The organism is Neobacillus sp. DY30, from assembly GCF_030123065.1.
Lineage (GTDB): Bacteria > Bacillota > Bacilli > Bacillales > Cytobacillaceae > Neobacillus.
Map to the genome: position 1 here is coordinate 921,437 of NZ_CP126093.1, position 13,687 is coordinate 935,123.

Here is a 13,687-nt window from a genome sequence, read left to right on the forward strand (position 1 = left end):
GTTAAACTTTAATTAATAATTAATTAGTTTATTGAACTAACAAAAAATGAAAAGGCTTTCTGAAATATTCTAAACCTAAAAAAATCACAAATTTTTCTAAAAAAACAATATTTAAAAACATTCTCCCGATTCGTAAAATGATAGGTAAGTAAACGGTTTCAATAAAAAGGGGGGATTTACTTGGAGTATATAAAAAAGGTGTTCAAAGCTATAGACTCTATTTTCGAAAAATTCACTTTACTATTTTTAACAGCGTTAATATTTGTTGTGACAACACAGGTAATGACGCGGAAATTATTTAACTTTGTATTCTTTTGGTCCGAAGAAATTACACTGTTACTGCTGGCTTGGTTTGCATTTATGGCCATTGCGATAGGGTTTAGGGAGTATATTCATTTAGGTATCGATTCTTTTACCAACCTGTTTCCAAAATCTTCTAATAAAGTCCTGGATAAAATCATTAGTGCTTCTATTTTTGCTTTTGGATTATACCTTGTAGTTCAGGGATGGGAGTTTACATTGTTGACGGCGGAATCGACACTTCCAGCAACAAAACTTCCCAGCAGTATCACATATTTGGCTATGCCAGTCACCGGTGTTATGATTTGCGGTTACTCACTCCTGCAATTCTTTAATATTAACACAACTAGACATAAGGATTTGGAGGAGGGTATGTAAATGGATACAAATACAATCGGAATTATTATCTTACTTTCAAGCTTTGTTATTCTCGTCCTGCTTCGTTTTCCGATTGCTCTTACGCTTGTGGCCTCGTCCTTGCTAACAGTAATCTATATGAAAATTCCGCTGCCGGTGATAGGTCAGCAAATGGTTCAAGGAATGAACTCCTTTTCCTTGCTTGCTATCCCATTCTTCATCCTAACGGGACAAATAATGAGCGAGGGTGGATTAGCTCTGAGAATTGTAAATTTTGCGAGTTTACTAGTAGGTAGAATACGAGGCGGACTTGCAATGGTAAATAGTGTGGCTGCCTTGTTTTTTGGAAACATCTCAGGTTCTGCAGTCGCAGACGTTTCGTCTGTCGGATCTGTTATGATTCCAATGATGAAAAAGAAGGGTTACGAAGCAGATTATGCTGTTGGTGTAACCATTGCTTCTGCTATCCAAGGTGTAGTAGTACCTCCGAGTCATAATCTTGTTCTCTACTCTTTAGCAGCCGGGGGCGTATCAATCGCAAGTCTTTTTATGGCAGGTATCGTACCTGGGATCATTATGTTAATTTCGCTTATGATTACAGGCTATATTATTGCTAGAAAACGAGGATATCAGAAAGCAGATCCAGTGCCAAAATCACAGATCGGCGGTATTCTCTTACACGGTCTTTTATCATTAAGTCCTGCTGTTATTATCTTAGGTGGTATCATGAGCGGCTGGTTTACGGCCACCGAGTCAGGTGCGTTAGCGTGCTTATATTCTTTTATTCTAGCATTCATCGTTTATAGAGAAGCACCTGTATCAAGTATTTGGAAAATACTCACAAGAACAATGAGAACGGTTTCGATGGTATTTTTCTTAATTGCAGCATCGGCATCCTTTGGATGGATACTTGCTTATTTGCAGATTCCTGCTATGGTAACCGACTTGTTCTTAAGTATTTCAGATAATCCGCTTATCATTTTATTAATTATCAATATCTTACTGCTGCTTCTTGGTGCACCAATGGACATGGCACCAATGATATTAATTATGACACCGATTCTTCTGCCAGTAGTAACGAGTTTTGGTATGGATCCTGTCCATTTCGGGATTGTCTTAATCCTAAATGCAGGAATTGGTTTATTAACGCCGCCTGTTGGAACCGTTTTATTTGTCGGATGTGCGATAGGAAAGGTCTCGATTCAGCAGGGTACAAAAGCCATGATGCCATTTTTCTATGCATTATTAATTGTTCTGTTAATTATCACCTATATACCAGAGGTAGTTATGTGGCTGCCGAATATGTTAGCTAAGTAATCTGGTTTAAGGTGAAGATTATATAAAAAAATTTAAGGGGTGTTGATTTTGTTAAAGAATAAATTCACAGGCATTTTAGCTGCATCGTTATTAATGGGTACAATCCTTGCAGCGTGTGGGAAAGAGGAAGCAAAGCCGAGCAACGGCAATACCAAGGAAGAAGAGAAACCATCATACACTTTCCGTTTAGCAGACAATCAGCCGCCTGATTATCCGACTGTCCTTGGTGACAAGAAGTTTGCTGAATTAGTAGAGGAAAGAACAGAAGGACGAATTAAAATAGAAGTCTATCCATCAGCGCAATTAGGTGATGAAAAATCGGTTCTTGAACAGGTTCAGCTGGGAGCGATTGAATTTACACGAATCAACTCCAGCCCGCTTGCCGAGTTCAATAATCAATTTACTCCAATCGGACTTCCTTATGTTTTTGAAAGTGAAGATCACCTTTGGAATTTCTTAAATGGGGATATGGGAACAAAATTACTAGATGGTCTTGAGCAATCAAAGATGAAGGGATTAGCTTTTTACGACTCTGGGTCCCGTAGTTTTTATGCTACCAAACCACTTAAAGATGTAAAGGATCTAAAAGGACTAAAGATTCGTGTTCAGCAAAGTAAAATCAATATTGATTTCATGGATGCCTTAGGAGCTAGTGCTACTCCAATGCCATATGGAGAAGTATTTAGTGCCCTTCAAACAGGTATCATTGATGGAGCAGAAAATAACCTGCCAAGTTTAGATTCATCTAACCATTATCAGGAAGCTAAGAACTTGATCCTAGATCATCACCAACGCATCCCTGAAGTTCTTCTCATTAGTAAAGTTGCTTGGGATAAGCTTGATGCTGAAGATCAAAAAATCATTAAACAAGCAGCGCTTGATTCTGTAGAAACACAAAGAGCAGAATGGGATAAATATGAAGAGAAATCTGAAAAAAAATTAAAAGACGCTGGTGTTACATTTACTGAAGTTAAGGATCTTAAACCTTGGAAAGATGCTGTAAAACCTATGATTGATGAATACTCAAAAGAGTATAAAGAGGTAATGGATGCGATTGAAGCAGCACGTCCGTAATCTGTAACAAAAAAATACCTAGCTGGTATGTTCCACCATCTACCAGCTGGGTCTTTTCTGTTTTGTTTATAGGTAAGACTTAGACCATTTATTAGGAAGTGGAAGAATGCAGCAGCATGGGAGAAAAATAGCACAATTTATTAAAGAGTACATTCTCTTAAGAAATCAAACATTAATGTTGAAGCTATGCATTTTTTCTAGCTTCCTCGTTATATTGCCTGTTCTATCAGTAGGGATTATCTCCTATCATCGATCTTCAGCTGAATTGGAGAATGAGCTCCGGCAGTATAGCAGTCAAATAATAGGTCAGGTAGAATCACATATTGAATATTATTTTCAAGAATTTGAGATTACAAGTTTAAAAATTATCAACTCTCCGGAATTATCCAGCCTGCTGAAACATGAGAAAAGTGATCAATTAGTGGTGTCAGCCAAGAACACACTTAAATATGCGGCGTATTCTCGAGCAGATATATCTAATATCACGGTTCTAGTGGATAACGATATTGTGATCGATACGCTTGGAGTAAATAATTTCTATCCCTCTACCAAAATGAAGGAAGAATATTGGTACTCATCTGTTCCTATGAACGGAATGACGATGTTAGTAACAAGAACCCTTAAACTAAAAAATAAAGAGCAGCCAGTTATTTCTCTAGTTAGGAGATTATATAACCCTGATACGCTTCTACCGGTCGGAATGCTCGTTATTGATATCAATTTTAGAAGAATTGAGGAAATCTCAAACAAAGTAACAATTAGTAAAAACGGATATTTTTTTATTTTGGATTCAAAAGGGCATTATGTCTACCATCCTGATTATTTAAAACTTGGAAAAAAAATAGAGTTTCCCCAGCTCACACAACTCAAAAATAACGAAAGCCGCACACAGATTCTACAGAACGAGAGGGAGGATTTTGTCACTTATACGTATTCCTCCAATATAGGCTGGAGTTTTTTTACGGCTGTACCGTATAAAGATCTAACGGGAGGAATTATTCAAATCGGAAGAACCATTGTTTTGACCATTATTATCTCGTTAATAATTGCCTACACGATAGGGTTTGGGTTTGCAGCAAGTTTAGTCCGCCCAATTCGGCGCCTGAAACGGTTTATGAAAGAAGTTGAAACCGGCAATCTTAGTGGACGAGTACCGGTGGAATCAAATGATGAAATTGGACAGTTATCTGCTGGATTTAATCATACGGTTGAAAAACTATCAGATTTACTTGAAGAAGTTTATGTCTCCAAATTAAGAGAAACAGAAATGTCACTCAAGAAAAAAGAAATAGAAATCAAAATGCTTCAGTCTCAAATGAACCCTCATTTTTTATACAACTCCCTTGAAACGATTAGAGGGATGGCATTAGAAGAAGGTCAGGAAAATATTGCAATCATGTCGTTTTCTCTTGCAAAGCTGCTTCGATATAATCTTAAAAACGATTCTTCCACTGTTAGTCTCGGGGAGGAAATCAGGTTTTGCAAGACGTATCTTCAAATTCAAAAGTTTCGTTTTGAAGACCGCTTTGATTATGAGTTGGATATTCCTGAATGGGCAATGGGGCTTCAAGTAGTAAAATTTTCACTGCAGCCATTAGTTGAAAATTGCTTTGTTCATGCTTACGGCAGAAGACTTCAAAAGCTTAGAATAACCATATCAGTTGTTCCAAAGTCAGAATCTTCTTTTATCATTCGAATTGAAGATTCAGGCGCAGGAATTCCAAATCAGACTTTAAACGAACTTACAAGTAAGCTTGAACAGAAAACATCAAACGCAGACGGGAAACATATTGGATTATTAAATGTCCAGCAACGGATTCATTATGTGTTTGGCGCTGATTACGGACTGGGTGTTAGCAGTCAGCTGGGAGTTGGTACTGTGGTAGAAATGAAGCTTCCAATGAAGGAAATTACAGAGGGAAGGGAAACTGGATGAAGAAAATCTTGTTAGTGGACGATGAGAGATGGGTCAGAACCGCTCTTAAGTGGACGATAAAAAATCTGGATCTTCCCTTGCAGGTTGTGCATGAAGCACAAAATGGATTAGAAGCACTTGACTGGATTAGGCAAAATGAAGTTGACCTCGTTTTAACGGATATCCGAATGCCTATTATGGATGGTTTAACGTTTGTGAAAGAACTCACTGGATTAAACAAAGAGCAGGATGTAATGGTCATTAGTGTGCATGATGAGTTTCAATTTGTTCAGCAAGCTCTTCGCAGCGGGGTGACAGATTACCTTCTCAAGCCCATTGAAGAGGATGATTTACGTAAGTGTTTAGAAAAATGGCTAAAGACTAAGGAAGAGGTCAAGGGAAAGGTAGTTCAGGATGCAGATGATAAATTTCCTTCCTCCACGATTGATCAGGTGTTGAATTATATTAAGAAGACACCTTTAAGCGAAGTAACTCTTCACGCTGCGGCAGAAAATGTCCACGTGAATTCTAGTTACCTAAGTCAATTATTCAAACAACAGCTTAATAAAAAGTTTGTTGATTATTTAACAGAACTAAGAATTGAAGAGGGTAAACGCTTATTATTAAACACGACATTAAGGATGTCAGAGATTGCTGAAAGAGTTGGCTACTCCGATTTAGCCTATTTTAGTAATAACTTTAAGAAAATCACCGGGAGCACGCCATCAGAATTTCGTAAATCATTAGTAGAAAAAGATAATGGTTAAAAGCTGTAGGAGGACATCACATTGATGTCCTCCTACTTTATTTTTAAAATTACCTGAATAACTAAAATAATTACAAATTTCCCTAAAAAAACTCCCTAATTGATGAATTATTCTGAATTGTATAATTGTAAATAGAAATGCTTTCCGAGAAAGAAGGGAAACTGGCTGGTGTGACACCTTTTAAAAAATCTTTAGGAGGTTGATAAAATAATCGTTTTGAAATGTATTTAGCTTTCGGTATTAACCATTTTTTTATTATAAAGTGAAAACGCATTCAAAAATCTTATTGATGACCTAACATTATTTAAAAAAGGGGAGAGAGAAATGGCTTCATTATCAAAACAGATTAAAAAATCTTCAAAACTAAGAAAAAAGCTTCTCGCAACCGCACTAACTCTATCATTAGTTGCTCCGGTAATTGGACCACAGGCAATTTTTGCAGATGACCAAGGGTATACAGGTGAAGAAGGGGCAGCGACGCCATATTCTGGACGTGGTGCAATTACAACTTATAAGATTGCAAAAACTGAAGGACAGCCAGAAATTGAAGTAGCAACTCAAGATCGAATTCTTGAAATTAACGGCAAATATTTTAGAGACGCCAATGGAAGTAAAAGCTTAGATGTTTACGAAGACTGGACAAAGCCAGTTTCAATACGTGTAGCGGATTTGATTAGTAAGATGAGTCTTAAACAAAAAGCTGGATTGATGTACATAACTACACACACACCAGTGGCAGATCCAGCGGATGGGAAATTTGTAACCGATGCAAATGCTACTAATGTTATAAACAAGCAAATGCGGTACGTTATTTACCGTCTAACCCAAAACTTAGGCGATATTGCCAATTATAATAACCAAATGCAGCAATTAGCTGAGGGTCTAGAGTTAGGTATTCCGGTTGTCATTACTTCAAATCCAAGAAATTCTGCCTCAACGGATTATACCAATATTACCAATGTTCAAGATCAACATACCTTCTGGCCAGGAACATTAGGTTTAGCAGCTGCACGAGATGTAGAAGCTGTTGCTGAATTTGCCGATATTGCCCGCCAAGAATGGAGAGCGGCTGGTATTCGAAAAGTTTATGGATATATGGCTGACGTTGCAACAGATCCACTTTGGGCAAGAATCGAGGAGACATTCGGCGAAGATCCAAAATTAGTTGGAGACATGAATTATGAAATCGTTAAAGGGTTCCAAACTGAAACTCTTGGCAAGGACAGTGTAGCCATTACAGTTAAACATTTCCCTGGCGGCGGGGCTCGTGATGATGGACAAGATCCTCACTTTGCAAATGGTAGTTTTAACATTTACCCTACGGAAGGAAGTATGGAAAAATATCATATTCCTCCTTTCCAAAGAGCAATTGAAGCTGGCGTAGCATCCGTAATGCCATATTACGCATATCCAAGTAATAATAGTGCTAATCAAGGATTAGAACCGTATAGTGAAACTCAGCAATTTGAAGAGGTTGGTATGACTTTAAATAAAGGAATCATAGATTACTTGCGAGAAGGTCTTGGTTTCAAAGGATATATTAACTCTGACTCAGGTGCAGTTGCGGGCAGCGCATGGGGTTATCTAGTGGATGAAGATGGAAATCCAATTCCAAATGCACAAAAAGTGGCCAAAGCCATCAATGCAGGAACAAATATTATTTCAGGTGGAGCAAATCCAGAGTATGTAATTGAGGCCGTTCATAGTGACTTATTAGAAGAATCGAAGCTGGATGAATCTATTACTTATACCCTATCAGAAATGATGACATTAGGTCTATTTGAAGACCCATATGTAAATCCTGCAGAGGCTATTGCTGCGGCAAACAATGAAGAACACAGAGCATTAGCTTATGAAGCACATCAAAAGTCAGTCGTTTTAATGCGTAATGATAAAACCAAAGGTGAAAAACTATTACCGTTAACAGAAGAAAAGTTAGAAAATGTTAAGCTTTATGTTGAAGGATTTATTGGGGTTGCTCCAGGAAGAAATAATCCAAATCCTCAAAAAACTATTAATGAAGAATCAGCAAAACAAACCGCTGCATTTAATGCAGACTTAAAGAAAATGCTCAAAGAAAAATTCCCTAACATTACGTTAGTAGATAGTGTTGATCAAGCAACTCATGCATATTTATATGTTAAACCAACTCAATCTAACTGGGATAATAACCCACGTATTGCTGTTAATGAAACAACAGGTATTCTTGAATTAGATCGAATCATTGAAATTCAAAAAGCTGTGCCAACCATTACTGCGGTAAACTTTACGAATCAATGGCTAATAAACAAGCTTGAACCAAATGCTGCAGCATTAATCGGTACTTTCGGTACGCTTCAAGAGGCAGTATTCGATGTAATCACTGGAGAATTCAATCCCGTTGGTAAGCTTCCATTCGCTATTCCAGCCAGTGCGGAAGCTGTAGAAAGAGAAATCGGGGATGTTCCAAGCTTTGCACCTGAAGAATATAAACATTTCACTTATAAAAATAAAAATGGTGACAAGTACGGATACGGATTTGGTCTGTCTTACAAAGATAACAATGGAAAAGCGGTTGGAAAACCTGACCATGCAAATGAAACAGGTAAACCTGATCATGCAGGTAAAACTGGAAAATAATCAGCTATAATAGATAAAAAATGCTGCTTCATTCTCTGAAGCAGCATTTTTTTGATCTATATCATTTTTTCAAAGTTAATGCGTTTGTTAATTAAATAAATGATCGGCATACCTACTGCCATCACAACAAATTCTCCAATGGCCACTGTTAACCAAGTAAATAAAAATGGCAATTCGAATGCTAGGTTTAATTCCCAAGCAATCAAGAACATCGTGAAGGTGAAGACAACGGTATTCACAATCATACGAGCCCAGATTCCCTTAATGAAACGTGCTGACAAAATTGTAATCGATAGAGCTAATAGTGATTGACCGACACCGAATACGAGGTCATAAGCAACAATCGGTGAAAAGAAAAGGTTGGCGAAGAATACCCCTGTGATGATTCCAAAAATGTATTTCTTATTAAAAACAATAAGATGATTAAACATTTCTGAAACACGGAATTGAATATTTGTAAACCCGAATGGAGCGATTAACCCTGAAACAGCAATGTATAATGCGGCTAATATCGCATTTACGACAAGTGTTTTTATTTTCATATATAAAGTTGTCTCCTTAGTTTTTTTTACGTGGGAGGTTCTCGAACCACGTTTTTCTGACAAGCTAATATATTAGTATAAATGTATTTACTCGTCAATATAAAGTTTGAGTTAAACTATCGGTAAGAGTTAAGATATATTTAGATACTGGATAATATTACCCATTTTGTACATTCTATTTATTAAAAATGGTTGTTAAAGAAATGGTCCTTGAGGATATCCCCTTTTCTGACTTCGTGCTATTATATTTCTTGTAAATCATTTACTATGATTGAATAGTATTCAGAATATTAATAAAATAGAAGAAAGGGGGATTTAGTTGGAACCGATTATTGCTTTAGAAAATGTGTCATTTTCATATAAAATCAATGAGACCACTTCTGTGTCTGTTCTAAAGGATGTCTCTTTTTCCATTTTTCCTGGTGAATATGTTGCCATTATCGGACATAACGGTTCAGGGAAATCCACATTATCCAAGCATTTAAATGGGCTTTTAACTCCAGGTTCAGGGGATGTTTGGGTCCGTGGTCACAATACGAAGAACGTCAGCAGGAAGCTTGACATCCGCAAAAGTGTCGGCATGGTTTTTCAGCATCCTGATAATCAAATTGTGGCGACGATTGTCGAGGAAGACGTTGCATTTGGATTAGAAAATATTGGCGTCCCAAGGGAAGAAATGAAGCAAAGAATCGATGAGGCTTTAGAAGTCGTGAAAATGACTGATTTCCGAAAAAGACCGCCACACCATTTATCTGGAGGACAAAAGCAAAGAGTGGCGATTGCCGGGGTGCTGGCCATGCAGCCAGAATGTATCGTATTCGATGAGTCTACCAGCATGCTTGATACCTTTGGCAGAAACGAAGTTCTTCAAGTTATGAGGAAAATGAATAGGATGGGAATGACCATCATTACTGTAACGCATCGCATGTCGGAAGCAGCTGAAGCGGACCGGATTATTGTCATTGAAGACGGGAAAATTGTTATGGATGGAAAACCCCGTGATATTTTTAAACATAAAGAGGTTTTAATGAACCTCCAATTAGATATTCCGGCTGTTAGTCAGATAGCTCAAATGGTTCATAACAAAATTCCAACGTTTTCTAAGGAGATTATCCAAGAAGAAGAACTAATAAATGAAGTAAAGAGAGTTTCAAAAGCCAGGAGCGGGGAAGTAGTCTAATGAGTGGAAAACCAATCATCGAAATAGAAAACTTATTTCATACATATATGAAAGGTACCCCTATGGAACATAAAGCTTTAAAGGGGACAAGCATGGTGGTCAATGAGGGGGAGTGCATTGCCATTATTGGGCATACAGGCTCAGGTAAGTCTACCCTCATCCAGCATTTTAATGGGCTTATCCGGCCTGATTCAGGGAAAGTGATCATCGATGGAGTAGATTTATCCAAAAAACGAATTGATATGAAAGCATTGAGGAGAAATGTAGGACTCGTTTTTCAAAACCCAGAGGATCAGATCTTCGAAAAATTAATTGGCGATGATATCGCTTATGGACCCTTTAAACTTGGTCTGCCCCTAAAGGAAGTCAGGGATCGGGTTAAATGGGCAATGGATATGGTAGGCCTGAACTTTGAAGAAATGAAGGATCGCCAGACGTTTGCATTGAGCGGCGGGCAGAAGCGTAAAGTGGCGCTTGCTGGTATTCTAGCGTTAAAGCCTAAGATATTGGTGCTTGACGAACCTACAGCCGGACTTGATCCTAAGTCTCGAAATGAGTTGCTGGATAAGATAAAATCCTTAAATAAAATTGAAAATTTAACGGTCATCTTTGTATCGCACAATATGGAAGAGGTCGCTTATTTAGCAGATCGAGTTTATGTCATGGCAAATGGCGCTGACGTGTTATCAGGTACTCCAGAAGATATATTTACTGATAAGGAAAAATTGCAGCGTTACCAAATTGGAACACCTGAAACGGTACAAGCTCTGTATCGGCTGAAGGACCTTGGGTACAATGTAAATACTTCCGCTTTTACGATTTCGGAGGCAGCTGACGAAATCATAAAGGTTCTTACCGATGGGGAGGTGGAGAATCATGGCAAGTGAATTTGAACTGTCTAGGAATATAACCATTGGCCAGTACGTACCGACAGGTTCTTTTATACATCGGCTGGACCCGAGAATAAAATTGTTAGTGTTCACTATTCTAGTTTTAGCTATTGCTCTCAATACTAGTTATGTAGGAAATGCACTTGGTCTGCTATTATCTATTTATTTATTCTGGGCTTCAAAAATACCGGTAAGTTATGGGTTATCGGGTATAAAACCAGCTATTCCCTTTATTATCATATTGGCTGTTTTGCAGCTCATCTTCCAAGGCAATGTCTTTTCTGGAGGTACAGTATTCTTTGAATATGGGTTTATCTTGATTACCAGTGAGAGTATCCGACTCGTCATCGTTTCGGCCGTACGTTTTGTGGAAATCATTTTATTAAGCAGTGTATTAACTCTATCCACATCAACGACAGAATTAACTCATGCGATTCAAAGTCTATTAAGTCCTTTGAAAAAAATAAAATTTCCTGTCCATGAAATTTCCTTGATTATTACCATTGCCATTCGCTTCGTGCCAACCTTTGCAATTGAAATGGAGAAAATGATGAAGGCTCAGGCATCAAGAGGGGCGGATTTTGGATCAGGGGAATGGTGGAGAATCATTCAGAGGACGAAGGATATGCTTCCGATTATTATTCCTTTATTTAATATTGCGTTATCTAGAGCAGAGGATCTTATATTAGCGATGGAATCCCGTTGTTATACACCTGGAAACGATAGAAGTGCTTTCTCAGTGTACAAAGCACTCAGCCGTGATTATTTAGTATTAATTATTGGTCTTTTAATTTCATTATTATTGCTTTTTTATCCGTTTCCATATTAGAAAAAGGGGAGAAGAGAAATGAAAGGTACATTAACCGTTCGGAATATTGTTATCGCAGGAGTTCTTGGTGCGGTTGCAATTCTTTTAGGTGTAACGAGGTTAGGGTATATTCCGGTGCCTACAGCAGCGGGTAATGCCACGATCATGCATATACCAGCCATTATTGGGGGGATTATGCAAGGTCCCATTGTAGGAGCTATCGTCGGAATTATCTTTGGTGTGTCCTCTTTTTTAAATGCTACTGTTCCTCTATTTAAAGATCCATTAGTAGCGATTTTGCCTAGACTTTTTATCGGCGTGGCCGCATGGCTTGTGTATGTCGGGATCCGCAGAAAGAGTGAATACGTTGCGATTGGAACGGCAGCTTTCTTAGGTACCTTGACTAATACCGTCCTGGTATTGTCAATGGCAGTTATTAGAGGTTATATGGGCGCTGAAGTAGCATGGACAGTTGCTCTAACAAACGGTATTCCGGAAGCAATTGTTGGTACGATTGTGACATTAGCAGTCGTTTTAGCCTGGAAGCAAATTGGTAAAGGGAAAAAATCTAGGATTTCAGAGGATTTATAGTCTTAATAGAGAATTAACCCATTGGGGCTTAGGCTCCAATGGGTTTTTTGAAAAATTGGGGAGGTTAAGACATGCTGCATCATGTAGAGATATATGTTTCGAACCTAGATAAAAGTGTTGAATTCTGGGGTTGGCTTCTAACTGAATTAGGATACGAACAGTTTCAAAAATGGGAATTAGGGATTAGCTGGAAGTATCAAGAAACCTATCTAGTGTTTGTACAAGCTGAAGAAAGGTTTTTAGATGTTCCTTACCATCGTTGCCGAGTCGGATTAAATCATCTTGCCTTTCATGCAAGATCTAGGGAACATGTCAATCTAATAACCGAGACACTAGCAAAGAAAAAAATCCCTATCTTATACAGGGAGAAGCACCCATATGCAGGAGGTCAAGAATATTATGCAGTTTTTTTTGAGGACCCAGACCGAATTAAAGTAGAGCTAGTCGCACCAAATTTGTCCTAAGGAATTATGAAAATGTGATTTAAATCACGAAAAGACATCGCTTTTATCTTTATAATCGAAGGTAAATAAAAGGGGTGTATGACATGGAATATAAATTTAAATCTCTTTATAGTGAAATTGGCGGGCAGGAAACAATTGATAAACTTGTTGCAGCTTTTTATCCGCGTGTATATGCAGATCCTGAATTAAGACCTTTGTTTGAAGGTGACATGGAGGAAATTATGAGGAAGCAGCGAATGTTTCTTCCGCAATTCTTAGGTGGTCCTGCGCTTTACAGTCAGGAGTTTGGACCGCCGGCGATGAGAGAACGTCATCTTCCTTTTGAAGTAACACCAAGGAGAGCACAATGCTGGCTTCGCTGTATGAAGGAAGCCTTTCAAGAAATTGGACTATATGATAAACCAGCGGGGCTTGCTTTTTATGATCGGTTAACGCAAGTTGCTGGGATTATGGTAAATAGTCCAGATAGAGAATAAAGGATCAATAGGGTGTCCACAAAACGAGACATCCTTTTTTGTTTTAGTGTTGAGTTTATGTGCGTTGAATTTGTTAGGCAGATAAACAAGGCAAAAATGCAGGTAAAAGGAGAATTATGCAGATAAGCGAATGAAATCCGCAGGTAAAGAAATCATTTTGGCAGGTTAGATAAAACAGGGAATAAAAATCCTCACTTGAATCCAGAAATTGAGTCAAAATTCGTATGTATTTTCCATATATAGGTAATAAAAATACCTAAGCCAGGCAGCACCTGGCTTTTTCGATGTTGAGGTTGATGCGCTGATTTTGTTAGGCAGATAAACAAAGCAAAAATGCAGGTAAAAGGAGAATTATGCAGATAAGCAAATGAAATCCGCAGGAAAAGG

The 13,687-nt window shown here is 38.0% G+C and carries 13 protein-coding genes and 1 riboswitch; of the genes, 12 read left to right on the plus strand and 1 reads right to left on the minus strand.

All coding sequences use genetic code 11. From position 1 onward, the window contains the following. Positions 1 to 180: 180 nt before the first annotated feature. The 6 genes from QNH29_RS04335 (at position 181) to QNH29_RS04360 (ending at position 8,349) form a co-directional block, all read left to right on the plus strand. Positions 181 to 678: a TRAP transporter small permease gene (locus QNH29_RS04335; RefSeq protein WP_283863624.1), complete on the plus strand. Its 498-nt coding sequence runs from the start codon at positions 181 to 183 to the stop codon at positions 676 to 678. Next, positions 679 to 1,974 (plus strand): TRAP transporter large permease, encoded by a 1,296-nt coding sequence (locus QNH29_RS04340; protein ID WP_283863625.1) that lies wholly within the window; start codon positions 679 to 681, stop codon positions 1,972 to 1,974. 48 nt (positions 1,975 to 2,022) lie between these two features. Next, entirely contained in the window at positions 2,023 to 3,048 is a 1,026-nt protein-coding gene (locus tag QNH29_RS04345; RefSeq protein WP_283863626.1) for a TRAP transporter substrate-binding protein, read from the plus strand. 106 nt (positions 3,049 to 3,154) lie between these two features. Next, positions 3,155 to 4,984: a sensor histidine kinase gene (locus tag QNH29_RS04350; RefSeq protein ID WP_283863627.1), complete on the plus strand. Its 1,830-nt coding sequence runs from the start codon at positions 3,155 to 3,157 to the stop codon at positions 4,982 to 4,984. Then, entirely contained in the window at positions 4,981 to 5,730 is a 750-nt protein-coding gene (locus QNH29_RS04355) for a response regulator transcription factor (protein ID WP_283863628.1), read from the plus strand. Before QNH29_RS04350 ends, QNH29_RS04355 begins: the two co-directional genes overlap by 4 nt. 324 nt (positions 5,731 to 6,054) lie before the next feature. Next, positions 6,055 to 8,349: a glycoside hydrolase family 3 protein gene (locus QNH29_RS04360; protein WP_283863629.1), complete on the plus strand. Its 2,295-nt coding sequence runs from the start codon at positions 6,055 to 6,057 to the stop codon at positions 8,347 to 8,349. Positions 8,350 to 8,405: 56 nt separating this feature from the next. Here the strand turns inward: QNH29_RS04360 and QNH29_RS04365 are convergent, their stop codons facing one another. Next, a complete protein-coding gene (locus tag QNH29_RS04365; RefSeq protein WP_283863630.1) occupies positions 8,406 to 8,891 on the minus strand; it encodes a QueT transporter family protein in 486 nt (161 codons plus the stop codon). 10 nt (positions 8,892 to 8,901) lie between these two features. Then, positions 8,902 to 8,947: riboswitch (PreQ1 riboswitch) on the minus strand. 263 nt (positions 8,948 to 9,210) lie between these two features. Here QNH29_RS04365 and QNH29_RS04370 point away from each other — a divergent pair. The 6 genes from QNH29_RS04370 (at position 9,211) to QNH29_RS04395 (ending at position 13,300) form a co-directional block, all read left to right on the plus strand. Continuing rightward, positions 9,211 to 10,071: an energy-coupling factor transporter ATPase gene (locus QNH29_RS04370; protein ID WP_283863631.1), complete on the plus strand. Its 861-nt coding sequence runs from the start codon at positions 9,211 to 9,213 to the stop codon at positions 10,069 to 10,071. Continuing rightward, positions 10,071 to 10,958, plus strand: coding sequence for an energy-coupling factor transporter ATPase (locus tag QNH29_RS04375; protein ID WP_283863632.1), 888 nt, complete (start codon positions 10,071 to 10,073; stop codon positions 10,956 to 10,958). The genes QNH29_RS04370 and QNH29_RS04375 overlap by 1 nt, the downstream gene beginning before the upstream one ends. Beyond that, positions 10,948 to 11,790 carry an energy-coupling factor transporter transmembrane component T family protein gene (locus tag QNH29_RS04380; RefSeq protein WP_283863633.1) on the plus strand — a complete coding sequence of 281 codons (843 nt, stop codon included), beginning with the start codon at positions 10,948 to 10,950 and terminating at the stop codon, positions 11,788 to 11,790. The genes QNH29_RS04375 and QNH29_RS04380 overlap by 11 nt, the downstream gene beginning before the upstream one ends. An 18-nt stretch (positions 11,791 to 11,808) precedes the next feature. Next, a complete protein-coding gene (locus QNH29_RS04385) occupies positions 11,809 to 12,360 on the plus strand; it encodes an ECF transporter S component (RefSeq protein WP_283863634.1) in 552 nt (183 codons plus the stop codon). A gap of 71 nt (positions 12,361 to 12,431) precedes the next feature. After that, complete coding sequence (locus tag QNH29_RS04390; RefSeq protein ID WP_283863635.1) at positions 12,432 to 12,824, plus strand: VOC family protein; 393 nt, start codon at positions 12,432 to 12,434, stop codon at positions 12,822 to 12,824. Positions 12,825 to 12,907: 83 nt separating this feature from the next. Further along, positions 12,908 to 13,300 (plus strand): globin domain-containing protein, encoded by a 393-nt coding sequence (locus QNH29_RS04395; protein WP_283863636.1) that lies wholly within the window; start codon positions 12,908 to 12,910, stop codon positions 13,298 to 13,300. The last annotated feature ends 387 nt before the right edge of the window (positions 13,301 to 13,687 follow it).